The organism is Streptomyces sp. NPDC031365 (assembly GCF_055569765.1).
This window is the reverse complement of the sequence record NZ_JBVIIM010000014.1, coordinates 21,345-48,054: the sequence shown is the minus strand read 5'-3', so window position 1 is coordinate 48,054 and position 26,710 is coordinate 21,345. Positions and strand designations below refer to the sequence as shown.

At 70.7% G+C, this 26,710-nt stretch carries 24 protein-coding genes and 2 pseudogenes; 4 read left to right on the top strand and 22 right to left on the bottom strand.

Annotated elements, in window-relative coordinates; genetic code table 11:
- Positions 1–120: 120 nt before the first annotated feature.
- Both ACZ5C2_RS21095 and ACZ5C2_RS21090 read left to right on the top strand, forming a co-directional pair.
- Positions 121–1,713, top strand: coding sequence for a DHA2 family efflux MFS transporter permease subunit (locus tag ACZ5C2_RS21095; RefSeq protein WP_189909619.1), 1,593 nt, complete (start codon positions 121–123; stop codon positions 1,711–1,713).
- Positions 1,710–3,149, top strand: a complete 1,440-nt coding sequence (locus ACZ5C2_RS21090; RefSeq protein ID WP_189909618.1) for an MFS transporter — start codon at positions 1,710–1,712, stop codon at positions 3,147–3,149. Before ACZ5C2_RS21095 ends, ACZ5C2_RS21090 begins: the two co-directional genes overlap by 4 nt.
- 118 nt (positions 3,150–3,267) lie before the next feature.
- Here ACZ5C2_RS21090 and ACZ5C2_RS21085 read toward each other — a convergent pair whose 3' ends face one another.
- From ACZ5C2_RS21085 to ACZ5C2_RS20990, 20 genes and pseudogenes are all read right to left on the bottom strand, one after another.
- Positions 3,268–4,683 carry an NADH-quinone oxidoreductase subunit N gene (locus ACZ5C2_RS21085; RefSeq protein WP_468793178.1) on the bottom strand — a complete coding sequence of 472 codons (1,416 nt, stop codon included), beginning with the start codon at positions 4,681–4,683 and terminating at the stop codon, positions 3,268–3,270.
- A complete protein-coding gene (locus ACZ5C2_RS21080; protein WP_266402945.1) occupies positions 4,680–6,185 on the bottom strand; it encodes a complex I subunit 4 family protein in 1,506 nt (501 codons plus the stop codon). Before ACZ5C2_RS21080 ends, ACZ5C2_RS21085 begins: the two co-directional genes overlap by 4 nt.
- Before the next feature lie 4 nt (positions 6,186–6,189).
- Positions 6,190–8,037, bottom strand: a complete 1,848-nt coding sequence (locus ACZ5C2_RS21075) for an NADH-quinone oxidoreductase subunit 5 family protein (RefSeq protein WP_189909615.1) — start codon at positions 8,035–8,037, stop codon at positions 6,190–6,192.
- A complete protein-coding gene (gene nuoK / locus ACZ5C2_RS21070; RefSeq protein WP_189909614.1) occupies positions 8,034–8,339 on the bottom strand; it encodes an NADH-quinone oxidoreductase subunit NuoK in 306 nt (101 codons plus the stop codon). The genes ACZ5C2_RS21075 and nuoK overlap by 4 nt, the downstream gene beginning before the upstream one ends.
- The gene (locus tag ACZ5C2_RS21065; protein WP_189909613.1) at positions 8,336–8,896 is read right to left on the bottom strand and encodes an NADH-quinone oxidoreductase subunit J; all 561 of its coding nucleotides are present in this window, start codon (positions 8,894–8,896) and stop codon (positions 8,336–8,338) included. The genes nuoK and ACZ5C2_RS21065 overlap by 4 nt, the downstream gene beginning before the upstream one ends.
- Positions 8,897–8,928: 32 nt before the next feature.
- Complete coding sequence (locus tag ACZ5C2_RS21060) at positions 8,929–9,873, bottom strand: NADH-quinone oxidoreductase subunit H (protein ID WP_189909612.1); 945 nt, start codon at positions 9,871–9,873, stop codon at positions 8,929–8,931.
- Positions 9,866–11,329: an ICP22 family protein gene (locus ACZ5C2_RS21055; protein WP_266402951.1), complete on the bottom strand. Its 1,464-nt coding sequence runs from the start codon at positions 11,327–11,329 to the stop codon at positions 9,866–9,868. Before ACZ5C2_RS21055 ends, ACZ5C2_RS21060 begins: the two co-directional genes overlap by 8 nt.
- A complete protein-coding gene (locus ACZ5C2_RS21050) occupies positions 11,320–11,676 on the bottom strand; it encodes an NADH-quinone oxidoreductase subunit A (protein WP_246531980.1) in 357 nt (118 codons plus the stop codon). The genes ACZ5C2_RS21055 and ACZ5C2_RS21050 overlap by 10 nt, the downstream gene beginning before the upstream one ends.
- A gap of 215 nt (positions 11,677–11,891) precedes the next feature.
- Positions 11,892–12,050, bottom strand: a pseudogene (locus ACZ5C2_RS21045) (ArsR family transcriptional regulator); the annotation flags it as partial.
- Between the two features lie 467 nt (positions 12,051–12,517).
- On the bottom strand, positions 12,518–12,925 hold the full coding sequence (locus ACZ5C2_RS21040) for a four-helix bundle copper-binding protein (protein ID WP_220451491.1): 408 nt from the start codon (positions 12,923–12,925) through the stop codon (positions 12,518–12,520).
- Between the two features lie 160 nt (positions 12,926–13,085).
- Positions 13,086–13,622 carry a DUF4396 domain-containing protein gene (locus ACZ5C2_RS21035; RefSeq protein WP_246531979.1) on the bottom strand — a complete coding sequence of 179 codons (537 nt, stop codon included), beginning with the start codon at positions 13,620–13,622 and terminating at the stop codon, positions 13,086–13,088.
- A 367-nt stretch (positions 13,623–13,989) separates the two neighbouring features.
- Positions 13,990–14,628, bottom strand: coding sequence for a peptide chain release factor 3 (locus ACZ5C2_RS21030; RefSeq protein ID WP_246531978.1), 639 nt, complete (start codon positions 14,626–14,628; stop codon positions 13,990–13,992).
- Between the two features lie 14 nt (positions 14,629–14,642).
- Positions 14,643–15,530: pseudogene (locus ACZ5C2_RS21025) on the bottom strand (GTP-binding protein); the annotation flags it as partial.
- A gap of 396 nt (positions 15,531–15,926) precedes the next feature.
- Positions 15,927–16,211: a hypothetical protein gene (locus ACZ5C2_RS21020; protein WP_189909608.1), complete on the bottom strand. Its 285-nt coding sequence runs from the start codon at positions 16,209–16,211 to the stop codon at positions 15,927–15,929.
- 77 nt (positions 16,212–16,288) lie between these two features.
- A complete protein-coding gene (locus tag ACZ5C2_RS21015; protein WP_189909607.1) occupies positions 16,289–16,537 on the bottom strand; it encodes a hypothetical protein in 249 nt (82 codons plus the stop codon).
- The gene (lgt, locus tag ACZ5C2_RS21010; RefSeq protein WP_189909606.1) at positions 16,534–17,397 is read right to left on the bottom strand and encodes a prolipoprotein diacylglyceryl transferase; all 864 of its coding nucleotides are present in this window, start codon (positions 17,395–17,397) and stop codon (positions 16,534–16,536) included. The genes ACZ5C2_RS21015 and lgt overlap by 4 nt, the downstream gene beginning before the upstream one ends.
- Before the next feature lie 18 nt (positions 17,398–17,415).
- On the bottom strand, positions 17,416–18,990 hold the full coding sequence (gene lnt / locus ACZ5C2_RS21005; RefSeq protein ID WP_189909605.1) for an apolipoprotein N-acyltransferase: 1,575 nt from the start codon (positions 18,988–18,990) through the stop codon (positions 17,416–17,418).
- Positions 18,991–19,007: 17 nt separating this feature from the next.
- Positions 19,008–19,463, bottom strand: a complete 456-nt coding sequence (locus ACZ5C2_RS21000; RefSeq protein WP_189909604.1) for a hypothetical protein — start codon at positions 19,461–19,463, stop codon at positions 19,008–19,010.
- Between the two features lie 130 nt (positions 19,464–19,593).
- A complete protein-coding gene (locus ACZ5C2_RS20995; protein WP_466408040.1) occupies positions 19,594–19,851 on the bottom strand; it encodes a hypothetical protein in 258 nt (85 codons plus the stop codon).
- Between the two features lie 16 nt (positions 19,852–19,867).
- On the bottom strand, positions 19,868–20,074 hold the full coding sequence (locus tag ACZ5C2_RS20990) for a hypothetical protein (protein ID WP_189909603.1): 207 nt from the start codon (positions 20,072–20,074) through the stop codon (positions 19,868–19,870).
- A 483-nt stretch (positions 20,075–20,557) separates the two neighbouring features.
- On the opposite strand from ACZ5C2_RS20990, the gene ACZ5C2_RS20985 reads away from it, so the two are divergent.
- Entirely contained in the window at positions 20,558–21,757 is a 1,200-nt protein-coding gene (locus tag ACZ5C2_RS20985; RefSeq protein ID WP_189909720.1) for a DegT/DnrJ/EryC1/StrS family aminotransferase, read from the top strand.
- 219 nt (positions 21,758–21,976) lie between these two features.
- Here the strand turns inward: ACZ5C2_RS20985 and ACZ5C2_RS20980 are convergent, their stop codons facing one another.
- Together ACZ5C2_RS20980 and ACZ5C2_RS20975 are read right to left on the bottom strand one after the other, a co-directional pair.
- Positions 21,977–22,750: a cytochrome c biogenesis CcdA family protein gene (locus ACZ5C2_RS20980; RefSeq protein WP_189909602.1), complete on the bottom strand. Its 774-nt coding sequence runs from the start codon at positions 22,748–22,750 to the stop codon at positions 21,977–21,979.
- Positions 22,747–23,340 (bottom strand): TlpA family protein disulfide reductase, encoded by a 594-nt coding sequence (locus tag ACZ5C2_RS20975; RefSeq protein ID WP_246531977.1) that lies wholly within the window; start codon positions 23,338–23,340, stop codon positions 22,747–22,749. Before ACZ5C2_RS20975 ends, ACZ5C2_RS20980 begins: the two co-directional genes overlap by 4 nt.
- A 546-nt stretch (positions 23,341–23,886) precedes the next feature.
- Here ACZ5C2_RS20975 and ACZ5C2_RS20970 point away from each other — a divergent pair.
- Positions 23,887–26,274 carry a hypothetical protein gene (locus tag ACZ5C2_RS20970; protein WP_189909600.1) on the top strand — a complete coding sequence of 796 codons (2,388 nt, stop codon included), beginning with the start codon at positions 23,887–23,889 and terminating at the stop codon, positions 26,272–26,274.
- Positions 26,275–26,710 lie beyond the last annotated feature (436 nt).

Below are 26,710 nucleotides of genomic sequence, written 5' to 3'. Positions count from 1 at the left end.
CAACTGAACTGAACCGTTGAGTTCATATGAACTGAGCCGTACAGTTCAGTTCAAGGGGTTCGTGCGGACAAGGCCGTGCGGAGCAGCAGCCCCGGCGTGTCCTGTACGGGGAGGAATCTCGTGTCTTCGACCACCCGCCCGGTGCCCGCACTACCGCGGTCCGGCGCCGCCGCGCCCGGCGGCAGGCGATGGCTGACCCTCGCCGTGCTTGGTGTGAGCCTGTTGGTGGTCGGCCTCGACACCACCGTGCTGAACGTCGCCCTGCCCACGCTGGTGAGTGAACTGGGCGCCTCCACGAGCCAGTTGCAGTGGATTGTCGACAGCTATCTGCTGATGGCCGGCAGCCTCGTGCTGTTCTGCGGCAGCCTCGCGGACCGGCTGGGCCGCAAGTGGGTCTTCATGACCGGCCTGGCGCTGTTCACCGCGGCGTCCGTGGTCGCCGCGTACGCCGGGTCGGTGACGACGCTCGTCGTGGCGCGCGGTGTGATGGGCGTCGGCGAGGCCCTGATCATGCCCGCCACGCTCGCGATCATCGGGAACGTCTTCCCGCGCGGTGCTGAGCGGACCAAGGCGATAGGCGTCTGGTCGGCGGCGGTCGGCGTCGGCACGGTGATCGGGCCGATGGTCGGCGGCTGGCTGCTGGGCAGCTTCTGGTGGGGCTCGGTGTTCCTGATCAACCTGCCCATCGGGATCGCCGGTCTGCTCGCCGCCGCGTTCCTGGTGCCGAACTCGAAGGCGGCGGACGCCCGGAGGCTGGATCCGGCCGGTGCCCTGTTGTCGGTGGCGGCCGTCGCCGCTGTGCTGTGGGCGGTGATCGAGGGCCCGGACCGGGGCTGGACCAGTTCCGCCGTGTTGACCGCCTTCACGGCGGGAGCGGTGCTGGCCGGCGCGTTCATCGTCTGGCAGCGGCGCGGTGCGTCGCCGATGTTGCCGTTGCGGATCTTCCGGCACCGGGCCCTCGCGGTCGGCGATGTACTCATCCTGCTGGGGGCGTTCGCCCTCATCGGCACGCTGTTCGTGGTCGTGCAGTACTTCCAGTTCGTCCTGGGCTACAGCGCCGCGCAGACGGGTCTGCGGCTCGGTCCTGCGGCACTGGCGCTGCTGATCGCGGGGCCGCTGGCCGGCGTGCTGGCGCCGCGGATCGGCATGCGGGCGGTGTCGGCGGCCGGGCTCGCGCTGCTGCTCGGCTCATCTGCCGTGCTCGCCACCACCGGCACCGGGGACGGCTACGGGCGGGCACTGGTGGCGATGCTGCTCCTGGGCGCGGGCGCCGGTTTCGTCATCACCTCCACCAGCGACGCCATCGTCGGATCGCTGCCGGAGGCGGATCTCGGCGTCGGTTCGGCCACCAACAGCGCGTCCATCCAACTCGGCGCGGCGGCGGGCTTGGCGGTCGCGGGCAGCCTGCTGTCGGACCGCTACCGCTCCGGCCTCGCCGAGGCCCCGCACAGTGCGGCTCTGCCGCCCGAACTCCTGGCCTCCGCACGGGAATCGGTCGGGACCGCGCTCGCGGTCGTCGAGAAGTTGCCCGGTGAGACCGGGGCCGCCTTCGCGGACGCGGCACGCCGGGCGTTCACCGACGGCATGGGCCCGGCGATGGCTGCGGCGGTCGGCGTCACCGCGGTGGGCATCGCCGTCGCGCTCGCCTTCACTCCCTCCCGCCCTACGGACTCTGCCACCGATCGCCGTACGAACTCCGAGGAGTCGTCATGACCCACCCCGCTCCCGGCGCCCCGCACGCGCCGGAAGACCAGCACGACCATCCACCCGCCGATCCGCGCCGCTGGATCGCCCTGGCGCTGATCTGCCTGGCCCAGTTCATGCTGATCCTCGACGTCACCGTGGTGAACGTCGCGCTGCCCGACATGGCCGCCGATCTCGACCTCGGCCGGGAGACCCTGACCTGGGTGGTCACCGCGTACACGCTGTGCTTCGGCGGGCTCATGCTGCTCGGCGGACGGCTCGCCGACGCTCTCGGCGCCCGCCGCACCCTGCTCGCCGGGCTCGCCGTCTTCACCGCCGCCTCACTGGTCACCGGACTGGCCGAGAACGCCGAGACCCTGCTCGGCGGCCGGATCGCCCAGGGCATCGGCGCCGCGCTGCTCTCCCCTTCGGCGCTGTCCATCGTCACCACCACCTTCCACGGCGCCGAGCGCAACAAGGCCCTCGGCGTGTGGGCGGCCATCGGCGGCACCGGCGCGGCGGCCGGCGTACTGCTCGGCGGGGCGCTGACGGACGGGCCCGGATGGGAATGGGTCTTCTACGTCAACGTGCCGGTCGGTCTCCTCCTACTTGCCACCGTTCCCGCCTTCGTAGCGGCCCGGCCTCTGCAGCCCGCCCGGCTCGACCTCCCTGGCGCGCTGCTGGTCACGGTGGGCACCGGTGCCCTGATCTACGGGCTCGTCGAGGCGGGGGACTCGGGCTGGACGGACCCCGCCACGCTGCTGCCGCTGGCCGGTGCGGTGGTGGTGTACGCCGCCTTCGCGGTGGTCGAACGGGCAAGCCGGGCCCCGCTGATGGACCTGCGGATGTTCACTCGGCGGCCGGTGCTCGCGGGCGCCTTCTTGATGCTGATCGCCACCGCGCTGCTGATCGCCTTCTTCTTCCTCGGATCGGTCTACCTCCAGCACGTGCGCGGCTTCAGTCCGCTCAGGACCGGACTGGTCTTCCTCCCGGTCGCCGTCGCCACCGGAGTTGGCGCCCACCTCGGTTCCCGGCTCGTCGGCAGGATCGGCAGCCGCACGACAGCCGTCGGGGGCATGGTGATCGCGGCCGCCGGAACCATTCAGCTGACGCAGCTGTCGGACACCGGCAGCGTGTACGCGACTCTGCTGCCGGGCTTGGTAGTCGCGTCCGTCGGCATCGGCGCGGTCTTCGTCACCGCCACCACCACCGCGCTCGCCATGGTCGAGCACCGGGAGGCGGGACTCGCCTCCGGCGTCGTCAACACCTTCCACGAGGTGGGCGGCTCCATAGGCGTCGCCGTCGTGTCCACCGTCGCTGCGGCAGGCTTCGAGCGCGGCACGGTCGCCGGCTTCGCGGACGCGTTCACTGTATGCGCGGTGGCGGCCGCCGTGAGCGCGGCCGTGTCCCTGGGGCTCGTACCGCGCGGCAAGCCGCAGCTGACCGGCGGCCCTCACGTGCACTGACGACGACGGGACCCGTCACGGCCACAATCACCATCAAGAGGTGCCGCGTCCGGTCTCTGGTGTACGGGCGTGGCAGGACGGAGGGGAGGGCGCTGCTCCGTGGCACCCCCCGCGCCCCTCAGTTGAGAGCGCCGGTCAGCACTGCCAGTACCGGTCCACCCGCCAGGCCGAGCCCAAGCGAGGCGGCGGTGGCCGTGTACGCGACGGTGCGTGCGGTGCGGTCGCCGTGGTGGAGTGCTGCTCCCTCGCCCCGGGAGAGGGCCGGGACGATCCAGCGCAGGTAGTAGAAGAGTGAGGCGACCGTGTTGACCGCGGCCAGGACGGCGAGCCAGGCGTAGCCTCCGTCGATGGCGGCGGTGAACACCTCCAGCTTGCCGAGGAAGACTGCGGTGGGCGGGGTGCCGACGAGGCCCAGCAGGCAGACGACGAGACTCAGGGCCAGCAGGGGCCGTTGGCGGGCCAGCCCGCGGTAATCGTCCAGATTCATAGCCCGGGGGAGGGCGCAGACCACGGCGAAGGCGCCGAGGTTGGTGACGGCGTATGCGGCCAGGTAGTACAGCAGAGCCTGCTGGGCCTCGTCCGAGCGGCCGGCGACCGCCACGGGCATCAGCAGGTAGCCGACCTGACTGATGGTGGAGTACGCGAGCAATCGTTTGACGTCACTCTGGAAGAAGGCGGCGAGATTGCCGAGGGTCATGGAGGCCGCGGCGAGTACGGCGATCAGGGCGGCCCAGGGGAGTGGGCTGTCGGCCAGGGGCACCGCTCCAAGGCGGAAGAGCGCGGCGAGTGCGCCGATCTTCGGGATGGTGGTGAGGAGCGCCGCCACCGGGGGGCTGCTGCCCTGCACGGCGTCGGGGACCCAGAAGTGTGCGGGTACACCTCCGGCCTTGAACAGCATGCCTGCCAGAAGCCCTATCGTGCCGGTGGCGATCAGTGCCTCGGGCGCGTCGCGGAACGCCTCGGCGAGCATCGGGTACCCGGTGCCGCGTCCCGTCGCGTACAGAACCGTGATGCCGGTGAGCATCAGTACGCCCAACAGAGCGCCGATCACATAGAACTTCAGGGCTGCCGCGGTGCCCGGGCCGTCCTTGCGGAACCCGGCGAGGGTGTAGGCGGGGATGCTCGCCAGCAGGTACGCGGCGGCGAGCAGGAGCAGGTCCTGGGTGCCGGCCATCATCAGCGCGCCGAGGGCGGCCAGTTGCACCAGGACGTAGAACTCGGTCTCACGTGAATCTCGTTGGAGTGGACTGAAGGAGACGCCGAGGACGAGGAGCGTGCCGGAGAGGACCACGATCCGGGACGTGCTCGTCACCGGGTCGACGGCGAAGGCGTCGCCGAAGGCGGTCATGGCGGGCTCTGCGGCAGCCACCGCCGCGGCGACGATCCCGCCCACGCACGCGAGGGCGGCCAACAGCCCCACGATCCACTGCCGGGCACGGGGCAGCCAGGAGCCGAGCAGCAGCCCGAATACGACCGAGGCGGCGAGCAGTACCTCGGGGAGGAGGTCGAGTGGGTTCTCGTTCATCTCGGTCATCGGGCGAGGAGCTCCAGGACGGACCGGGAGGCCGGTTCGATGACGTCGAGCAGGAAGCGCGGGGCCACACCGAGGACGACGGCCAAGGCGAGGAGCGGTACGACGGCGAGGCTCTCGTGCACGCGGATGTCGGGGAACGCACGGGGCGTGCCCGGGGCGTCGGGCAGGCGCAATGGCCCCGTGAACACCTGGCGCAGCGCACGCAGGAACAGCCCGGCGGTGAGGAGGATGCCGAGCACCGACAGAGCTGTAGCCACGGGCCGTGGTCCAAGGCTTCCAGTGAAGATCTGGAACTCGGCGATGAAGCCGGAGAACCCCGGGAGCCCGAGTGAGGCGAAGGCCGCGATGCCGGTCATGGCCGCGAACGCGGGCGCCATGGCGGCGACACCGGAGTAGGAGCCCATGTCGTACGTCCGCCCGCGCTCGTACAGCACGCCGGCGAGGAGGAACAGGGCTCCCGTGAGCAGCCCGTGGCTGACCATCTGCATCACCGCCCCGGTGACGGCAAGGGAGCGGGCCTGCTCGGAGGTATCCGCAGTCGCTGCGGCGGCGCCGACGGCGAGCACGATGTAGCCCATGTGGTTCACGGAGGTGTAGGCGACCATCCGCTTGAAGTCGGTCTGGGCGAGGGCGACCAGGGCGCCGTGGAGGACCGAGAGGACGCCGACGACGACCAGGACGAGGGCGTAGCGGCGCCAGGCTTCGGGGAGCATGGGCATGGCGATGCGGACGAAACCGTACGTGCCCATCTTCAGCAGCACGCCGGCGAGGATGGCCGAACCGGCGGCGGGTGCCTCGACGTGGGCCGGCGGTAGCCACGTGTGGAACGGGACCGTCGGGGTCTTCACTGCCAGGCCGACGACCACGGCCAGCAGTACCAGGGCGCCGTAGACGGAGCGCCCGGCGAGCGGGTTCTGTTCGGTCAGTTCGACCATGTCGAAGGTGTGCGGCGACGCGGCGAGGTAGAGGCCGATGAAGCCGAGCAGCAGGGCGAGCGAGCCGATGAAGGTGTAGAGGAAGAACTTCAGCGCGGCCCGGGCGGCCTGCCTGTGGCCCCAGCCGGCGATGACGAAGTACATCGCCACGATGGACAGGTCGAAGAAGACGAAGAACAGGATCAGGTCGAGGGCCGCGAAGAGGCCCAGGCAGGTGGTCTGCAGGAAGAGGAACAGCGCGGCGAACTCGCGGATACGGCGGTTCTCGCGCAGTGAGTACAGCGCGCAGGCCAGGAATAGCAGGCAGGTGAGAGCGAGCAGCGGCAGCGACAGCCCGTCGACGCCGACGTGGTAGCCGACGCCCGCGCTGGGGATCCAGCGGGCGCGCTGCTCGTACTGCATGCCGCCGTCGGCCTCGTACCCGGCCCACATGGCGATGACCAGGGCCAGTTCGAGCGCGGACATGAGAACCCACACGGTGCGGAAGACCTGCGGTGCCGTACGGCGGGGGAGTGCGAACAGCAGCAGGGAGACAGCCGTGGGCGCGAAGACGAGGGCGGTCAGCAAGGGGTCACCTCACGAGGACGAGCACGACGGCGAGGACGGTGAAGGCGGCGACGGCCTGGGCGAGGTACTGGTGCAGCTGGCCGGTCTGCGGGCGGCGGGCCCAGCGGCCGAGGGCGCGGGTCCCGGCGGTCACCGCGGTGACCGTCCCGTCGAGGGCACGCTCCACGACGCCGTCCGTCCAGCGGGCGAACCGCACGGCAACCGCGGCCGAACCGTCGACGGTCCGGTCCAGGACCCGGTCGTCGAACGTTGCGGCGGCGTGCGCAAGCCGCACCACGGGAGCTACCAGCAGGACATGAGCGGCACGCTCGAAGAGCAGCCAGTCTGCGAAGCCCGCCTTCGCCCGCCCGGGCAGGGGCAGCGGGCGTGTGCCCCAGGCCCAGGTGACCGCGGCGGCCAGCAGAGCGAGCACCCCGGAGAGCACGAACTCCGAGGCATGAGGCTCAGGTTGGCCTGCGTGTGCCAGGACGCGCCCAACGCTGTCACGCAGTGGAGGGAAGGCCACCGGCGTCAGCGCGAGGCACGCCAGGGCCAGCAGGGCCAGGGACCACACGGCGCCGCCCGGGATACGGCGGCCCTCGGGTCGCGGGACCGAGGGCCGCCACACGAACCACAGGGCCTTGGCGCTGTAGACCGCCGACAGCAGGGCAGCCGCCAGCGCGACACCGTACAACCAGGGGCTGGTCTCCAGGGCTCCCGCGAGCAGGACGTCCTTGGCGGCCCACAGCGACAGCGGCGGAATCCCGGCCAAGGAGAGCGCGCCGACGGTGAAGGCCACACCGACTGCCCAGTTGTGGCGCGCGGCGCCGAGCAGCTCCGGGAGTCGCTGGGTGCCCAGCGCGGTCAGCCAGGCCCCGGCGGCAAGGAAGAGCAGGCTCTTCGCCGCCGCGTGAGCGATGAGTTGCAGCGTGCCACCCGATGACGCGCCGGTTCCGGCGGCGAGCACCATGAAGCCGATCTGGGCACAGGTCGATGCGGCGAGCAGTTGCTTGAGGTCGGTTTGCGCTACCGCGACGAGCCCGAGGAAGAGCGCGGTGGCGGCGCCTGTCCACGCGACCACGTCGTCGCCCCAGCCGGAGGCGTCCAGCAGCGGTCCGGTCCGCAGCAGCAGGTACGCCCCGGCGACGACCATGGTGGCCGAGTGCAGCAGCGCGGAGACGGGGCTTGGGCCCTGCATGGCCTTCGACAGCCAGAAGCTGAAGGGCAGCTGGGCGGACTTGCCCAAGGCGGAAACGATGAGGCCCGCGGTGATGAAGGACAGCCACGGGTCGTCGGCGCGCGCCAGACCTTCCAGCGAGAGCGTCGTGTCCCGGCCGCTCGCGAGCGCGGCCCCCGCCGCCAGATAGAGACCCAGGTCGGCGGTGCGCGTGGTGAGGAACGCGGTATCGGCCGCGCTCGTACGCTCCGGGTCCCGCCACCAGTAACCGATCAGCGCCCACGAGGTGGCGCCCATGACTTCCCAGCCCATGAGCAGGACCGGGAGGGTCGCGGCGGTGACGGTGGCGAGCATGCTCCCGGCGAACAGCAGCATCAGCCCGAAGAAGCGCGCCCGGGCCTCGTCGGCGCCGAACTCCGCCGCGCTGAAGAGGAGTACGGCCAGGGTAACGGCGGTGACCGTAATCACCAGTACCCCCGACAGGCCGTCCACCGCGAACCGCATCGGCAGTCCGTCGAGGAACGGTGCCCGCACGGCCGGATGCCGGAAGGCCGCGGCGATCGCGAGACCCAGGGCGGCGGCCGTCACAGTGAGAGCCACGGCCGGCGCGGCGCGATCGGCCCGGCGCCCCGCCACGAGCAGCAGCGCACCGGTGCCGAGCGGCAGGGCGACCAGCGCCCACAGCAGGGCGCTCACTCCTTCAACTCCGCCGCCATGTCGGTCATGTCGATCTCCCGGGACCGGAACAGGGCGGTGACCACGGCGAACCCGATCGCCATCTCCAGGGCCATCGCCGTGACCGCGACGACGACCAGTACCTGTCCGTCGGCGGTGGCCGGGGCGATGTAGTGCCAGGCGGTCGCGGCGGCCAGGATCACCCCGCCCAGCATCAGTTCCAGGCCCATCATCAGCATCACGATCGACTGCTGGGTGAGCGCACCGAACAGCCCGATGCAGAACAGCGCGGCGGCCAGCAGCAGGAACAGTTCCAGCGTCATCGGCCGACACCGCCTCGTACGGGATCGTCCGCGCGATGTGCCCGCAGATCGTCGCCGAGCCGGTCGTACCGTCCCCGCCGGGTGGCCAGCACCACCGTCGCGACGATCGTCGCGAACAACGCCATACCCAGCGTCATCATGGTCAGCATCTGCGGGCCCATGAGTGACATACCGAGTTCCATGGTGGGATCGGCGGGCGTCTTCCCCTGTCGGGCGGGCCAGGGCGCGAACAGGATCCCGGCGGCCAGGAGCAGGAAAACAAGACCGCAGACGACGGCCGCACCCCGCTTGTTGTGCATCATCGTCATCGGCATGAGCCCGGCCGGGTTCATCATGTACATCACCATGAAGACCGCCATGATGGCCATCTCGATGGTCATCATCAGCACGGTGACGATGCCCAGGTAGTCGAGCCCCAGCAGCACGACGAGCCCGCCGACGCACAGCAGCGAGGTCAGCAGGGAGAACGTAGCCCGGGCCATGGAGTCGAAGCGGAACACCATCGCGCCGCTGACGACCGCGAGGATGGCCAGGACCCAGAAGACCGCGACATCCATTGACGTACGTCACCTCATTCCCGTCACGGAGTTCACCGGTTCAGCACCACCACGGCCACCACCAGCGCCTGCACGATGGCCAGCGGAGTCAGCACGACCCAGGCCAGCTCCAGATAGCGGTCCATGCGCAGGGTCGGCACCCGGCGCCGGGCCCAGACCAGGAAAGCCAGCACGGCTGCCGTCTTGAGTACGGTCCATGCCCAGCCGGGCAGCAACGGCCCGTGTCCGCCGCCCAGGAAGAGCGGCACGCTGAAAGAGGCGGCCACGACCAGCAGCAGCCACCGGCCGCCGAGGAAGAGCACCCGGTCCGCGCCGGACAGCTCGGAGGCCGCGCCACCGGCGACATCGTGTCCGGCGGGCTGGTCGAACGGCCCCCAGAACGCCATCGCCATCGCACTCAGCAGATAGATCCCGAAGGCCGCCGGCATCCACACCGCGAACCACAACCCGGCCTGGGCGTCGACGACTTCGCCCACCCGCAGCGACTCCGCCCCAAGTGCGGCCGTGGTGATCGCGAGCATGTGCGGCAGCTCGTACGCCAGCCCCTGCGCGAGGAAGCGATAGCCGCCGATGAGAGAGAGCGTCGAGTTCGGCCCCCAGCCGGCCAGCCACACCGCCGCCCAGGCCAGCGCCTCCATCGCGTTGAACCAGACGATGCCATCCGGCAGATCGGACACCGACCGGAAGCCGAGCGGCAGGACGACGGCGGCCAGCACGGCGGCGACGGGAAGGAGAGCCGCACCGATCCGGGCCAGCGGCACGTCGGACGCCCGCGTACGGCGGGGCTGCTGCACGAGGTGTCGCAGCACCTCAAGGCCGGGGCCGGTCGCGTGGACGACCGCCTCATGCAGGGATCTCGGGCGCCCATTTCGCGCGCTCGCGGCGAGCACGGCGTCGAGACCGGCCGTCGCCAAGGCCGCTGCCACCAGGAGAGTCGGCAGGACGAAGACGGCCCACAGCGGGGTGCTGTCAACCATGGGCCGCTCCCGCCACCGGAACGTACGCGAGTTCGTCGAGATCCGGGTCGAGGCTGGCGAGGATGATCCGCGCGCAGGCGAACTCGGCACCCTCCAGCAGAGCGGGCAAGCTGTTCAGCAGTGCCCGCGACGGTGGCACCGACCCGTCGAGCCGTCCGCGAGGTCCGACGGCTTCGGCCGCGTCCAGAACGTCGCCGTCCTCGCAGGCCGCCGCACTCCGCCCGACCGCGTCCAGCCACACGAGCATCCGACTGTGGGCGTCACCGTCAGCGAGAAGCGCCGGGCCGGTGACTCCGAGGTGATGTGCGTGCTCAGCAACCAGCGGCCCCAGCCCGGCGGTCAGCCACCGCAAGGTGCGGGACCGCTCGGCCCGGCGGATCAAGGGATGTACGAGAGCGGAGAGTTCAGCAGCACCGGCCCCGGCCAGAGCGCGATCCCGTACGTGCCGGGCACGGGCCGCCATGTCGGCCCACCCCGTCACGGCGAAGAACCTGCCCAAGCTGTCCAGATGCGCTGCGCACAACCTTCGGGCAGCGTCACCCTGGGAAACCCGCTCACCCATGCGTTCCCGCAGCCACGGCTCATTCCAGAAGGGCGGACGCGAGGATGCGGGGAACGCCGACTCAACGGCGACCTCCTGAACGACGTCGCCCTGCAGGGTCAGGCGCAGGACCAGCCCGGCGGGCCAGTCGGCAAGGGCCGGGCCCAGCGGCACGTGCAGCCGGTCGAGCCTCAGCCCGTCCCGGTCATCGGCCCGATCGGCCATGGGCAATCCGTCCACGACGCCGCCCATGTCGTGCCCGGCGTGACCGTGATGGCCGCCGCCCATGTCGTGCCCGCCGCGCGCCTCATGTCCACCGTGACCGTCGTGCGCCTCGTGTCCGCCACGCTCATCGTGAGGATCTTCGTGCCCGGCGCGGCCTTCGGGCGCCCCCGAGTGCCCGTGCGCGTCGTGCGGGTGGGGCTCGATCTCGTCGTGCGTGGCGGGTTCGACATGTTGAGCGTCTCCAGCGTGCTTGTGGTGACCTTCCTGCTCCTCATTCGATCCCTGCGCCTCGTGCCCACCACCGTGGTCTTCGTGTCCGGCCGAGTCCTCGTGGCCGCCATGGTCGGCGTGGCGAGAATGCCCGGGAGGACGCACAGGGTCCCCGCGCCGGAGTTCAGTGAGTCCGTGATCGAAGGTCTCGGAGATCTGCTCGATGTCGGTGAGCCGTACCCAGGCCTTGGGGGATGGGACGGCCCGCCACAGATTTGCGACCCAGTCACTCTCCTCGGCCTCGCGATCGCCCACGATCACCAGCAGATCGGCTTCCGCGGGAACGGCCACGCAACGCCACCCGCGCCGCGCCAACTCGGCCTCGATGGCGAGCCGTTCCCGCGTGGCACCGGGAGACACCGCCAGCAGAACCCCCGGCCGGGCCATGGCCCCTCGCGTGAGCTTGCGCGTCAGCTCCACCTGAAGGCCCCCTCCCGCCAGGCGTACCCGACGCCCGCCAGCAGGATGCCGAGGAAGAGGAACATCTCGACGACCGCGGTCGTGCCGACGGCAGAGACGACTTTCGTCCACGGGTACATGAACAGCATCTCCATGTCGAAGGCGAGGAAGACCATCGTGACGGGGTACCAGCGGACGTGGAACCGGGAGAGGGCATGCTCCTGCGGTTCGAGCCCTCCACTGAACGGTCCGGTGCGCAGCGGCTCGCGGACCGCCCTTACCGCGATGGCCAGGGCATGCAGCAGGACGACGGCCGCGACGACCAGCACGAGCAGGGCCAGCACCGGTTGCCAGTCTGATGTCCGCACGGGGCCCCTTCCCTACGCTTGCCGTCACACGGTTACCACGCCAGGCAGCATGTCAGTCCACCGTGCAGCCGGGTACTTACGACACTGGGATCGCCATGCCAGGATGCGGCCGCCCATGTGGAGGATCGCTGCTGCCGCAGAGGTGCCGATAGCTACGCTCCGAGGAATCGCCTGGCTCGCATCGCTGTGGCGGGCCCCTCCTCGCCGCGACTGGGTCAGTTTGGATCGCGCAGGCCAAGGCGGAAGTGTTCGATGTGGTGGACGGCTTGGTCGAGGAGTTGGGCGACGTGGTCGTCGTAGAGGCGGTAGACGATGCGGCGCCCGTCGCGCTGTCCCGTAACGGGACCCAGGGCGCGCAGCAGCCGGAGTTGGTGTCCTGGCCCACCTCGAAGACCTGCCGGACGTCCCGTCCTCGACACGTTGGGGCGACCCCGCACACGTGCGTGCCTGGTTCGAGCCGCTCCCGGTGGCCCTACGGCGCAGGAACGGCACGTCCAGGTCACGTACCCCTCGGTGGAGTATGCGGTCCGCGTCTTCCAGGACAAGCCCGGGCCGCTGCGCGGACACCGGGCGGCTCTCCGGGGCGTCCGTCGCTGGGAACCTGGCCCGAGCCGACCTGGCCGCGCTGTTCCACGCCCACAACCAGGCCGACGACGGCAGCCTCCGTTGAACGCTCCCTACCCGCTGGTCCTCGGGCAGGTCGTCAGTGAACATGGCGCCGGCTGAGGGAGCGGGGCGGAGTTGTCGCCGGGTTGGGGTTCTGGTTGTTGTGACGGCCATCTTCTTCCCTGCGGCCGAGGGCTGTCGGCCCGCCGGTAAGCCGGTCTCGGCGTGGTGCAGGTCAGCCGAGGGTCTGGATGAGTTGGTTGCACGCCTGTTCGCAGGATCGGCACGCTTCGGCGCAGACACGGCAGTGCTCCATGTCGGCGTGAGAGGAGCATTCGTCGCCGCAGGCTTTGCAGGCGGTCGCGCACGCCTGGAGGATGGCGCGGGTGATGTTGGCGTCGTATCCGGTGTGGCGGGACAGGACGGATGCCGTGGCGTTGCAGATGTCGGCGCAGTCCATGTCGGTGCGGATGCACTTGGTGAGTTCGCCGACCATGCCTTCCGACAGGCAGGCGTCCGCACAGGCGGTACATGCCTGCGCGCAGGCGATGCATTCCTCGATGCACTTGGTGAGCTTCTCGCGGTCGATCTCGCCGAGGTCGGCCGGGTAGGTGGCGAGCATGTCCTTGACTGTGGTCGTCACGGGGTGTCTCCTCTCGCTTCACTGCCGGAGGTCGGCGGGGCCGGGCGGCCGCTTGCCGTCCACCCCCGGCTTCTGACGGGTTGACCATGGCGGGGGACTCAAACGCGCCCGGGCACCCCTTGCTCTCAGGGGTGCCCGGGCGCGCTGGTCGGGTCGCTGGTCAGTGGTAGGCGTGGACGACGGCGTGGCCCTTGCCGCGGCCGATCATCCACTTGTTGACGGGCGTGGTGATCAGGAAAGCGACCGCGAATCCCCCCAGGAGGGCGGACCAGAACAGCCCGTCGGAGAGGTGGGCGTCCATCGCGCCCGGGGTGAGGGCGATGATGCCGTTGTCGACCAGCTCCATCACGGCGATCGAGACGGTGTCGGCGGCGAGTGCCACCTTGATCGCGGTCTTGAGGTCCAGGCCGGCCCGGCGCACGGCGAACAGCGTGAACGAGTAGCCGAACACGAACGCGAGCGTGATCGCGAGGACCATGGTCGGCACGTTGCCCCACATCAGGGCGGTGCCGATGACCATGCCGAGGATTTCGCCGATGGCACACCCCGTGAGGCAGTGCAGCGTCGCCTTCGCCGCCATGGCCCAGGACGCTCCGCCGTGTCCCCCATCGGGTACCGCATGGTCGGAGTGGCCATGGTGGCCCTCGTGAGTGGCGTGGTCGTGCGTGGGGCTGGTGTGGTGCGCGCTGTGGTCCATGGCCTGCATCCCATTCCCGTCCATAGGGGCCCGTCTTCGAGCCGCGGCCAGGAGCATATACCCCCTAGGGGTATGCGCCAAGGGGGGATCGCCTGGGGTCGTTCCGTCTCAGGGGTGGCCGGTGGATTCGGAGATGCTCGAGCACCGCGGTGCTGCGCTCCTTGCGGAGTGACGGCCAGTCGATCGAGGACTGGGCAAGAGGGCGGGGCGGAGAGTGGCAGAGGCACGCCGCAGACTCCCGTCAAGAGCCCGAGTCCCTCCGCTGCTCATGTGGATGCGAAGGCTCCGGAACGCCCCGCCCACGGTCGTCCGACCAGCGCCCGGGGGCGAATTCGCCCGCAGGGCCGGTCTCGATGTCGCTGGACAGTCAGTCGTGAGCGGCGATGAGGTGGTCCAGGCGGACGCCCGGGAATTCGCGCTGGAGAAGGTCGGCCTGCCAGCGGTTGCGGAAGAGGGCGAGCCGGGCGTTGTCGCGGACGCGGGTGAGCGCCTCGCCCCTGATCAGGGAGCGGCCCAGCGCCTCGGCGCCGACCGCGTCGGTGGCCAGCGCGAGGCGGTACGGCAGCGGCTCCAGCCTGATGGGGGCGGAGAACTCGCCCGCCATCCTGGCGGTGACGACCTCGAACTGCAGCGGGCCGACCGCGGCCAGGACCGGGGCTTGGCCGCCGCGCAGATCGGAGACGAGTACCTGCACCACACCCTCCTCGTCCATCTGGGCGATGCTCCGCCGGAACTGCTTGGAGCGGCTGACGTCGACGGGCCGGGCGACGGCGAAGTGCTCGGGCGCGAAGGCGGGCATCGGCGGGAAGACGGCGGCCTGGTCCGCGTAGAGGGTGTCGCCCACCCGAAGGGTGTGGGCATTGACCAGGCCGACCACGTCGCCGGGGTAGGCGACGTCGACGGTGGAGCGGTCCTGGCCGAATAAGCTGTGCGCGTACTTGGTGGCGAACGGTCTTCCGGTGGCGGCGCGCGTGAGGTCATGCCGCGTTCGAAGACGCCGGAACACACCCGTATGAAGGCGATCCGGTCACGGTGGGCGCGGTCCATGTTCGCCTGCACCTTGAACACCAGGCCGGCGAACGGCGCCTCGACGGGGCGGGTGCCGCCTCCCGCCAGCTCCCGCGGCCCCGGGGGCGGGGCGAGGTCGACGACGGCGTCCAGCAGCAGCCGTACACCGATGTTGGAAATGGCCGCGCCGAAGAACACGGGCGTGGTCCGGCCCGCCAGGAACGCCTCCTGGTCGTGCGTGGCGCCGGCGACCCGCAGCAGCTCCAGCTCCTCCACCGCCTGGTACCAGTCCGTGCCGTCCTCGGCCGCCGCCCGCTCGGCCGTGATCGCCTCCTCGACGGCCTCCTGGGCGCCGCCCAGGGCGCGGGTGTAGCGCAGCATCCGCCCGGGCGTTCGTACGTCGATCAGGCCGCGCAGATTCCCGGCGTCGCCGACCGGCCAGGTGACGGGGGTGGGCCTGAGGCGGAACTCTCGCTCGATCTCGTCCAGCAGCTCCAGGGCCTCACGGCCGGGCCGGTCCCATTTGTTGACGAATGTGATCACGGGGATGCGGCGGTGGCGGCAGACGTCGAACAGCTTGCGGGTCTGCTCCTCCAGGCCCTTGGCCGCGTCGATGAGCATCACCGCGCAGTCCACCGCGGCCAGGACGCGGTAGGTGTCCTCGGAGAAGTCCGCGTGGCCGGGAGTGTCCAGCAGGTTGAGCACGCACCCGCGGTGGGCGAACTGCAGCACGGCGGCGGTGACCGAGATGCCGCGGGCCTTCTCCATCTCCATCCAGTCCGAGGCCACCCGACGCCGCCCGGCCTTGCCGTGCACCGCGCCCGCCCTGGTGATGGCGTGGGCGTGCAGTGCGAGGGCCTCGGTGATCGTGGACTTGCCCGCGTCGGGATGGCTGATCACCGCGAAGGTACGCCGCCGCGCCGCCTCATGGGCCGCCGCCCCTCTGCCGTCCGGGATCACCGCGCCGCCTCCGCGCCTGCACGGGCAGTCGCGACGGCGTCATGAGCCGGGCGATGCGGCCGTACGGAGAGTGGCCGTCGCGGTCCGTCGGCGTCGGCTCCCGGCGCGGGTCTTCGCGCCATGCAGCGGCTGCCTCGACCGGATATGTGCCCCATGCAATCAGTTCCTCGTGCCTGCTCGCCAGTCTCCGGATCGGGGGTGTGCCCTGCTCGTACGGAGTTGAGAGCTTGGGGCAGATGTTTCCTCGCCGGGTGTTTGCTCCATGTTCCATGGTGCCCAGCCTGCTGGTCCACGGCCTGACCACATCTGATCCCCGGATCGGTGCGGTGTCGATAGTCATGCCTTCTCGGCGGGGATGTCCTTGATGGTGGGGTGGAAGTAGGTGACGGAGTCGATGGACAGGGTGGCCGCGCGGCCGTGCTCGTCCCGGACGTACTTGGTGGGCACGGTGCGTGCGACCAGGCTCTCGAAGGCGAGCAGGATGCGGCTGGCGGGGTTGTAGATGCTGGGGTAGGTGGCGCCGAGGCCTGCCAGGCCGTAATCGACCGCTCCCTCAGCCGTGATGGCCCGGACCGTCCGCGCCGGACGGCCCGCATCTCGGCGGCGCGCCGACCGGTCCATGTGGTCGGCTGTGTGCTCGGGTGGCGGCGCGCCGACGCGCGGGGACGGCCACGAGCAGGCTCGGCGGCGAGGAGCGCCTACGATTTGGCGTCCATGACGCCGGCCCGCCACAGGCCGATGACGGCCGCTACGAGGCCGCCCGCCAGGTAGAACACCGAGTGACCTCCGGGGAGGACTTCCAGCTCGCTGAACTCCTCGATCCAGTTCACCGCGACGACCGCCAGGCCGAGCCAGAACAGGGACCATCCGAAGATCCTGTTCGGCACGGACCGGGTGTGCAGCTTCCCGACCTTGAGCTTGTTGTGCTTGATGCTGTTGCCGGTCATGCGCTCGCCTTCTCCGCTTCGGGGGCGTCCGCCCCGCCGTCGCTCGCCGCGATGTCCTCCACGCCCGGGCGACGCCGGGCCGAGATCACCAGGTAGGTGACGGCGCCGGCGAACACCACGATCGAGGTCCAGTTGTTCAGCCGGAGCCCCAGGAACTGCTGTGCCTCGTCGATCCGCAGGTACTCGATCCAGAACCGGCCGACGGTGTACGCGGCCACATAGAGCGCGAAGGTCCGCCCGTGCCCGAGTGCGAAGCGCGCGCCGGCCCAGATGACCAGCACCGCGACGCCGACGTCCCACAGGGACTCGTAGAGGAAGGTGGGATGGAACGTCGCCACGTTCTCGTAGCCCTCGGGCCGCTTGTCCGGAGAGATTTCCAGACCCCAGGGCAGGGAGGTCGGGCGTCCGAAGAGCTCCTGGTTGAACCAGTTGCCCCACCGTCCGATGGCCTGCGCGAGTGCGATGCCGGGCGCGACCGCGTCCGCGTACGCGGGGAACGGGACCCCGTGGCGGCGGCACCCGATCCAGGCGCCGACGCCGCCCAGGGCGATGGCGCCCCAGATGCCGAGGCCGCCCTCCCAGATGTACAGGGCCTTGATGGGCTCGCCGCCCGCACCGAAGTACGCGTCCGGGCTGGTGATCACGTGGTACAGGCGGCCGCCGACGAGCCCGAAGGGCACCGCCCAGATGGCGATGTCGGTGATCGTCTCCTTCTTGCCCCCGCGCGCCGCCCAGCGGCGCGCGCCGAGCCATACGGCGACGAAGACGCCCAGGATGATGCAGAAGGCGTACGCCCTCAGCGGGACCGGGCCCAGGTACAGGACTCCGGTCGAGGGGCTGGGCAGTGCGGCGAGTTCCATACCCGCACTATAAGAGATTCAGCTAAGTAGCTTAGTAAATGGTTGGTCATGCTCGGGCACGGAAACAGGCGCCTGAGCTGCGGCTGCGGTGCGCCGCGAGCGACGCAGCGAGAGCGCCAGACCGACGAGAACGGGCGTCCCCAGAACCACCTCCGGCCACACACCGAGCCACTCGGAGAGGGTGAGCCCCGAAGAGAGCGGCACCTGTTCCACCAGATGACCGCCGCGCCAGGTGCCCATCCGGTCCATGACCTGTCCGTCCGGCCCGACGATGGCGCTGACCCCGCTCGTCGAGGCGAGGGCGACCGCACGTCCGTACTCGATCGCGCGGATGCGGGCCATCGCCAGCTGCTGCTCGGACTGCCCGGCCTGGATACCGCGCTCGTACGTCGCGTTGTTCGTCTGGACGACGAGGAGGTTGGCGCCCGCCCGTACGGTGTCGCGGACCCGGTCGTCGTACGCGATCTCGTAGCAGATCACGTCACCGAGCCGCACCCGCCCCGCCTCCAGTGGGGCCGTGGAGGTACCGGGCAGGAGGTCGCGGGGGATGAGCTGCAGCGCGCCGAGGCCGCCGAGGAGCGAACGCGCCGGGATGTACTCGCCGAAGGGGACGAGCTGGCGCTTGGCGTACCAGGAGACCGGGCCCCGGCCGGGCAGCCACAGTTGACCGGCGTTGTAGGCCCGGTCGTCGGGGGCTTCCAGCATGGCGCCGATCAGGAGGGGGCTGTCCAGTTCCCGGACTGAGTCGACGACGAGGGAGCCGAGCTCCGGATTGCGTGCCGGATCGCCGTCGAGGGAGTTCTCCGGCCACAGGACCACGTCCGGCCGCGGAACCTCGCCTCGGCGTACGGCGTCGGCCAGGGCCTTGGTCTCGCGGGCGTGGTTCTGCGCGACGTTGCGCACCCGGGCCTGCTCCTCCAGCGTGCGCTCGCGTTCGACGTTGCCCTGGACGACGGCGACCACGGCGCTCGGTCCGGATGTCCCCGGGGCGGGGAGGGCGAGCGGTGTCGTGATCAGGACGGCCACGCCGAGGCATACGGCCGCGCTGACCTCCCGACGCCCGCTGCGCCACGCCGTCAGGCCGTACAACAGCAGCGATCCGAGGAGTGCAACGGCGAAGGAGAGGGCTGGGCCGCCGCCGACAGCGGCCCAGCCGGCATAGGGAGCGTCCGCCTGCCCGAAGGCCAGCCGTCCCCAGGGGAAGCCGCCGAGCGGAGTCCGGCCGCGTACCGCCTCCAGGGCCACCCACCAGGCGGCGGCGTACAGCGGCCAGCCGGGTAGGGCGATCAAGCGGGGCAGCGGCATCGCGGCGAGTGCGAAGACCAGGGCCTGGATCGCCGTGAGGGTGAGCCACGGGACCAGACCGAGGTTCGCCAGCCAGACGATCAGCGGGGCGAGGAAGGCGATGCCGAAGATCCCGCCCGCGGCGAAGGCGGACCGGGCGCGCCGTCCGCGCACCGCCAGGATCAGCAGGGCCGGGCCGAGCGGGGCCAGGAACCACCATCCGACCGGCGGGAACGAGGCGTAGAGAAGCAGTCCACCGGCGGTGGCCGCTGCCCAGGACCGGAGCGTGGCCGCACGGGGGCGGGCCACGCGCGGTGGACCGGCCCTCACGAAGCCACTGCGCGGACGTTCGCGGTGCGCAGTCGTCGTACGAGCACGTGGACCAGCAGCGCCACCGATGCGGCGGCGAGTACCGGTTGCAGCGGAGCGAAGTACGACAGGGCGCCGCTGACGCCGATGGCCAGCACCACGAGCTTGTTGCAGATCGGACAGCCGACCGCGAAGGCGGACAGCAGTCCCGCGCCGAGGGCGCGAGCGGTCCGGGGGCGCTCGGGTGGCCCGGCCGCGGGGACGTCGGCCGGGCCGATGCGGACGTACGTGGCCACCAGGAGCCCCTCCAGCACGGAGCTCACCAGCCACACCGGGTAGTTCCACCACAGCACCGGGGTCATCCGCGTGTAGAACGGGGTCGGTACGATGCCCGTCGGGACGCCGATGACGAGTGCGGCGATCACTGTCACCGCCGCTGCCACGACCCATCTGCGGGCGGGCCAGGTGCGCATGGGGCTGCTCCTCGGGATCGGGCCGCCGACCGGACGGCACGGCAAACCGGGGAGCCTGACAGCGGCCTCCGGTCGGCGGCTGGCAGTCATGCTAAGTCACTAATCGGATTAGTAGCAATGAGGGGTTGGATCAGTGGCGTGGCCGAGGTTCTACGACGCGGTGGCCGTGGGCGAGGCCTGCCATGCGTCGCTGGTAGGAGCGTGTGTCGATCCGTCCGTGCAGCAGCAGGCCGGCGCACCACCGCTCCTCATCCTCGAGCGCGGCGCGCCTGCCCCTGAAGCGGGCCAGCGGAGGACACCGGCTCTGGTGTGTGCTGACCAGCCGGGCTATGTCGTAGTAGCTCGCGGCGAGAAGCAGGACGCCGATCAATATCGCTGTCGCGGTCATGGGGACAAGGCCCAGTTCACAAGGTTTCGCGTGTGTCCTTCTGTGTGGCGCGCAGCTTGGCGACTTCCTTGCGCAGCTCGTCCAGCTCGAAGTGCGCCACGGGTGAGCCGACGGAGCCGCTTCGCCGTGATGCGTGCAGCCCTCCGCGCGTCATGAACCACATCATCAGGCCCATGCCGATCGGGCAGGCCAGGAGGAGCAGTGGATACAGATACTGAGGCATGAGGGCCTCCCGGTGGGCTGCGGGGCGCTCATCGAACCCGCTCTGTCTACTAAGTAGTTTAGATAAATGGGAACGTCGGCGCCAGTCCCGGCATATCTGATCGCGCGGTGTGATGGATCCGTTGCTGGGAGTGTCTCGGGATGTGAGTGAGCCTGATTGGCTGCGGCGAGGCTGGCGACGTCGATGGTCGGGTGTTCGCGTGCAGGCCGGGGGCGATAGCCGCACCCTTGTCTTTATCTACTAAGATGCTTAGTGTCTAGTTCGGTAGCCGACACTCGATCTCCAGCGGCCGCCTTCTTTCCGTCCGCTGTGATCCCGCCCTCAAAGGACGCCACCGGTCACCGGTTGGGAGCCGGTCATCCCGCATGACGCTCCTTGCGTCCGGAAGTCTCGGGTGACCGCATCGAATGGAAAAGGGGAGCCGTGCTGTCAGGAGAGTCTCCACGTCTATCGCGGTCGGCCGGCGGTGCCCTCGAAGATCTGATACGTGAGCGGCTCGGCCGTGAGTGCGTGTATGTCCCGTCGTGCAGACTGGCCGTGTATCTGGCACTACGCCGCTGGTGCGCTCCTGGCGGAAGCGTGCTGATGTCGCCGGTCAACGACGACGTGATGGTGTTCGTCGTGCTGGCAGCTGGGCTGCGTCCCGTCATGGCGCCGGTGTCCCCCCGGGACGGGAACATCGACATCCGCGCGGTGCCGGAATCGACCTGGCGCAGCGTGGGCGCGGTGCTGACGACCAACGTCTACGGCATGCCGGACGACGCGGACGAACTGCGCACTCGGTGCGACCGCATGGGCATCCCCCTCCTTGAGGACGCGGCACACGCGATCGGTACGACGGTGGGCGGCCGCCCGATCGGCACCTTCGGAAAAGCTGCGGCTTTCAGCCTGGGCAAGCACGTGGGGGCGACCGGTGGCGGATTTCTGGCGCTGGAGGATCCAGCGGACCGCAAGGCGCTGGAGCACCTGCGTGATGAGCTGTTGGCGCCGCGGCAGCTGCATCGGGACCTGGCGTACACGCTGCGCCCTGTCGCGCGCGCTGCGGTACAGCGGCTCCATCTGGTCCGGCCTGTATGGAGGGTTATGCGGACCCTGGGGCTGTTGGAGCGCGAACGCTTTCGTATGGAGCTCCAAGAACGGCACTTGCGGGAGGCGGCGGGTCGCAGTCCGGACCTGGGAGCCTTCGACCGCTGGGTGCGAGTCGATCTGCACGGATACCGCAGGGAACACGGACGCGTTCTGCAGCGCACGCTGAGGCGGCGGATGAGTGGCCTGGGCGCGGACCTGTCTCGGCGGCGTGAGGGGACGAGGCTGCTGGGCGGCACCCTCTGGGCTGCCGCGGGTGTGCGGGACGCGGTCGCGGAGGGAGTGCCGGATCGCCACGTACCGCCGCTGTTTCGCGTGCCTCTGATGGTGCGCGACCGGGACAAGCTGGTGGCACGTCTGGAGCGGTCCGGTGTCGTGATCGGGTACCTGTACGACCCGCCTTTGGACGACTTCGCCGGACCCGAGTTCGTGGAGCCGTCCCCGGCGCCGGAAGCGGCCCGCTGGTTCGCGGCGCACGCGCTGCCGGTGGACCCTCTCCTGGCGCGGAGGATGATGCGGCTGCTGCAACGGGAGGCTCCGCAGCCGGCGGATCCGTTTCCGGGCCCGGCCCTCCGCGACCGGGCGCCGCGAGTGTGACTCCCGGCCTCGGCCTCCTCCCGGCCTTGGTCGGCCCGGTGTATCGCATCCGCCGCTTACGGGACACGCCGCTTGTGCCGCGGCTGTGCGGGCGAGAGGTACGTCGCCTCGGCGAGGTCGCTTCCAGCGCTGCCCGTACAGGCTGAGAAGGGACAGTTCGCCCGCGCGGGCTCGTATCCGGAACGGAGAACCTGATCGCTCCCAGTGCCACGGGCGGACTCACAGTGGGAGTTGGAAACCTGTGATCAGTGTCTGAAGCTGAGCGATCAGCTGCCCCCACCAGCCGGTCACCTGCATGACCCCCACGGCCACCAGTAGCACTCCGCCGAAGCGCATCACCGCCCGCGCGTGCCGCCGTGCCCAGGTGAAGCGTCGCATCACGCCGTCGAACGACGCGGCCGCGAGCAGGAAGGGAAGCCCGAGGCCCAGGCTGTAGGTGAACGAGAGGACTGCCCCGCGCCCGGCGCTCGCACTGTCCGCCGCCAGGGAAAGGACGGCCGCGAGGGTGGGGCCGATGCACGGCGTCCAGCCGATCGCGAAGAGGGCGCCGAGCAGCGGCGCGCCCGCGAGGCCCGCACCGGGCCGGACCGAGGGCCGCCAGCTGAAACCGGCCAGCGGCAGCTTGTCGAGCAGCCCGGCGAAGACGAGGCCCAGCACGATGGTGAGCGAGCCCAGCACGATGCCGAGCGTGCGCTGGTGCGCCACCAGCACGGCGCCCGCACCACCGAACAGCGCCCCGTAGCTGGTGAAGACCGCGGCGAAACCGCCCACGAACAGCAGGCAGCCGACCAGAACCCGCCATCTCGTACCGCGCCGCCCCGTATCGGCCGCGCCCGCGCCGGACATCCCGGCGACGTACGACAGGTACCCCGGGACCAGGGGGAGGCAGCAGGGCGAGAAGAACGAGAGTGCTCCAGCGGCAAGTGCCAGGAGGAGGGCGAGGGAGAGCGGGCCGGCCAGGACCGTTTCGCCGACAGCGGCGGCCACCGTCACTTGTCGGCACCTCCGCCGGTCTTCTCCGCAGCGAGATCCTTCACCAGTTCGCTCAGGGTCGTGTACGTGGTCCGGCCGATGATGCGGGCGGCGATTCGTCCGTCACGGTCGATGATCACGGAGCTGGGAACGGCGGACAGCGGGATGCGTCCGTCGAAGCCCAGGAGGAGCTTGCCGTCGGGGTCGCGGAAGCTGGGGTACGTGATGCCGTAGTTCCGCTCGAAGGCCTTCGCCGCCGCGTCGTTGTCCCGTGTGTTGATGCCGACGAACCGTACGCCGAGGTCACGGAACTCCTCGGACACCTTCTTCAGGTCGGGTGCCTCGGCCCGGCACGGCGCGCACCAAGATCCCCACACGTTGAGCACGATCACGTTGCCGCGCAGGTCGGCCAGGTCCAACTGGTCGCCAGTGATCGTCTTGCCGCTGAGCATGGGAGCCATGGGCCGATTGCCCGTCGGGTACTCGGTGAGTCCGTCCTGGGTGCTGGAGGCGGCCGCCTTCTCGGTGTCCGACGAGCCGGAAGTCGTAGTCGTCCCGCACGCGGCGAGCAGCAGAGCGGCCGCGACCACGCCCGCAGCCTGCCGCCGCATGCGAGAACTTGCCCCTGCCCGGCTGGTGCCTCGGTCCACCGGTGACGTCGCGGGAGCGGACTGTGTGTGGGGTGCCGTTGAGGCCACGGCTGTCTCTCCTTCACCGGGATATGGCAGAAGCTGCTAAGTAGCTTAGGTGCATCCTCAGGGGTGATTCAGCCGGGGCCCCAGGTGCGGGCGAGGCTGTTCGTGCGTCGCGTATCCGCCTCTGGTGACAGGCATTGGCGACCTGTGTCGACGCCGTCGCCATGTGGAAGCTGCGCAATCAGGACGAGCGGTATCCCGCACGCGGGTGTGTTGCCGGTCGACGCGTGCCCGGAGAGCGGTTGGCTGCTGCGCGGCGGAGGGGACCGGGGCCACCGCCACCGCCGAAGTGCGGTGCGCAGAGGGCCGGCTCATGGGACTGGTTCGCACCGTGGAAGCAACTCGGCCGGGGTCTCCGCCACACCCGGGGCCCTGCCACACCCGGTACTGCCACTCGTATATTCGGCCACAGTGGATCGCCGACTGGCTTGATCCTGTCGGTGGAGCGAGGGGCAGGTCGCGGTGGTCGGCTATCTGGTGTTCATGGTCTGCTCTGGCCTGGTCGTCGTGCTGGCGAACGCCTTGGCGGACTGGCGGGACCAGCCGCTGTGGCGTGGCCCGGACCGCGCGGGAGCGCTGGGGATACGGGCCAGGCTGGCGGGCGACGGGGAGTCCTGGCCGGCTCGGCCGGTCAAGGGTGACCTGTGGGTGCCGGACGGGGACGTTCCGCTGTACTTCGTCGACGGGGTGCGAGGTCCGCTCCCGGTGGCCCGTGGCGGTCGGGTGCTGGGCACGGTCCCCCTGCGGGGTTTCCCTCACGAAGGGCCACTCGTCGTGCGGCAGGTGACCATGGTCTACGAGCCGTCGGAGGGGGCCGGCGTACTGCGCCTGCGCGTTCCGGAATCGGCTGTACCGTTCCTGGCGGGCGCGCTCACCGGGCCGGCGGGTCCGGCCGCAGGATCGGCGACCAGCCCGCCGCACGAGGTGTTCCGGCTCTCCGCGCGGCGGGCGCTGCGAGTGCCCCGTCCGGCCGCGCTGGCGCTGATGGGGGTGCTGCTGCTCGGACTCTTTGGCCTGCACACCTTCGTCCTCGGCAAGCCCGTCACCGCGGAGGTCACCGCCAAGCGCGACGGCGTCTGCTCGGTGCGCTGGCAGGACCCCTGGAGCGGCGGCACGCGCACGGCGGGCGTCGACTGCTACGGCGATGAACGGGCCGGTGATCCGTTGCGGATATCCGCCCGGCCGTGGCCCGTGCGCGGCGAGGCCGCCGACCTCGAAGACTCGCCGTTCATGCTGATGCTCGGCCTGGTGGTGACCGGCACAGGCGGAGTTGTCGGCGCCACGGCCGCCTCGCTCGGTGACGTCGTCCGGCTGCGGGCGCTGCGTCGGTATCTGCGCGACGGCCCGGCGGGCCGGCAGCCGTCCGCCCTTCTGAGGGCCGCCGCCATGGTCCCGTGGTGGAGCGCCGCGGCCGGGGCGCTCGCGCTGGCCGGCGCGGGTGTGCTGCTCTCCGCGTACGGCCTCGGCACGACCGTACGGGCCACGGTCACCGGTACCGAGGTGTACGTCTGCAAGGTCCGCTGGCAGGATCCCTGGGACGGGACCCGGCAGAACGCCGAGGTCGACTGCGACGACCGTGCGGTCGAGGCCGGCCAGTCCCTGGAGGTCACCGCACCCGCCGGGCCGCTGCGCGGCGAAGCCTTCGACCGTGGGATCACTCCGTGGGTGCTCGGCGGCGGCACGGCGGTCTTCCTGGGCCTCGCGGCGGCGGGCATCGTGTTCCGGGCCCGCGCGGCGGGCGGGCACTCTGGTGTCCCGGCCATATCGGAGCCGAGGACGACTTGGGACGCCGACCGGGACGCGCCGGTGTCCCTGGGTTGGCCAGTCCCTGTGCCCGCTGGTGCCGACGCCCGCCCGGCGGACGTATTGGACCGTGCCCATCTCGCCGCCGTCTCCCGCCTGCTCGCCTCACGCCTGAGCGGGTCGGCGACCACCCGCCCGGGACGGCGCGAGCCCGACATTCGTACCACGGGGTGGTGGCGCTCGCCGCGGCTGCGGCGGCTGGTGCTGGCGCCCTGGGTCTCCTGGGGCGGTCTGCTCGTCCTCGCGGTCACGGCGGGGCTCTCGGGCTGGTGGTGGGTGACGGCGCTACGGCTGTGGGGTTCCGAGACGGCGACCGCGCGGGCCACTGTCGCCCTCCGCTACGACGACGTCCCGCTCACCCCGTGGCTGGTGCCCGGTGACACCGAGATCACCTTCCGTACGGCGGACGGCCGCAAGGTCACCACGGACATCGCCCACGGGGACGAACCCGCCCCGAACGAAGGCGATCGGCTCACCGTCGAGTACGCCGTGGAGTCCCCGTCCGCCGTCCGCCTCCCTGGCGATCCGGGCCTCGACCGCGGGCTGTGGATCAGTGGTGGGGTCGCGGCGGCCGCGCTGATCCGCGTGACGTGGGGCGGGGTGTCCGGCTCGCGGGTCATGCGCCGTGTGCTGGCGGCCGCCCGCGGCGCCGAGACCAGGACGGCCGACTATGTGCTGCTGCCCGATCCCGAGGACCCTGCTGCGGCGCCGCCGCAGTTGGTGTTCTTCACGAACGGCGAGAATCGCCCTTTCGCCCTGCTGGAAGCCGTACCGGGCACGGCCCGCTCACGCCTGGTCGACTGGCTGCCCCGGGAGGGCACAGCCGAACTGCGCTCCGTGCCAGGGGAGTCCGAGACGGTCGTGCCGTGGGTCGACGGGCACCCGGTCTGGCCGCTCAGCCCGCTCTTCGATCTTTCGGATCCGGAGGAGGAGCGGGACTTCCGGGAGTACGTGGAGGAGTTGACGCCGCCGTGGATTGCGCTGCCGGGGTGGCAGGGGTTCCGTGACGATGAGGAAGACCCCATGAGGGGCGAGGTTGCCCGGTGACGGTGAGGGCCCTGTAAAGGGGGGAGGGACCCTGCGCCGCTCGACCAGGAAGCCCGAAGGCTACCGCGGGTGAAACGTCCACAAGGCGTAGAGCGACCGCGAGGACGGACGGGAACTCTGGGTCGCATACCGCCTCGCGTGCATCGGGAGGACGCCATGACCTGGAAGATCGACCGCGCTCCATGGCACCCCGTGCACCGCACCGACGATGACCACGGGGCCGTTCCTGTGCGCCTGTCCCGGAACGGGGAGCACGCGACGGACACAACTCCGCTGAGGCGTCGCCGACCGAGACGCCCATCGTGAGCCGACGCAGCTGGACGGGTAGCGCCCCCAACAGGCGCCATACAGCCCTGTTGGGGGCGCTTCACAGCGTCTGGGTGAGTGCCTCACGGAAACGGCCGGAACCCCGGCCGTGGCGCTGATGCCGTGTGGG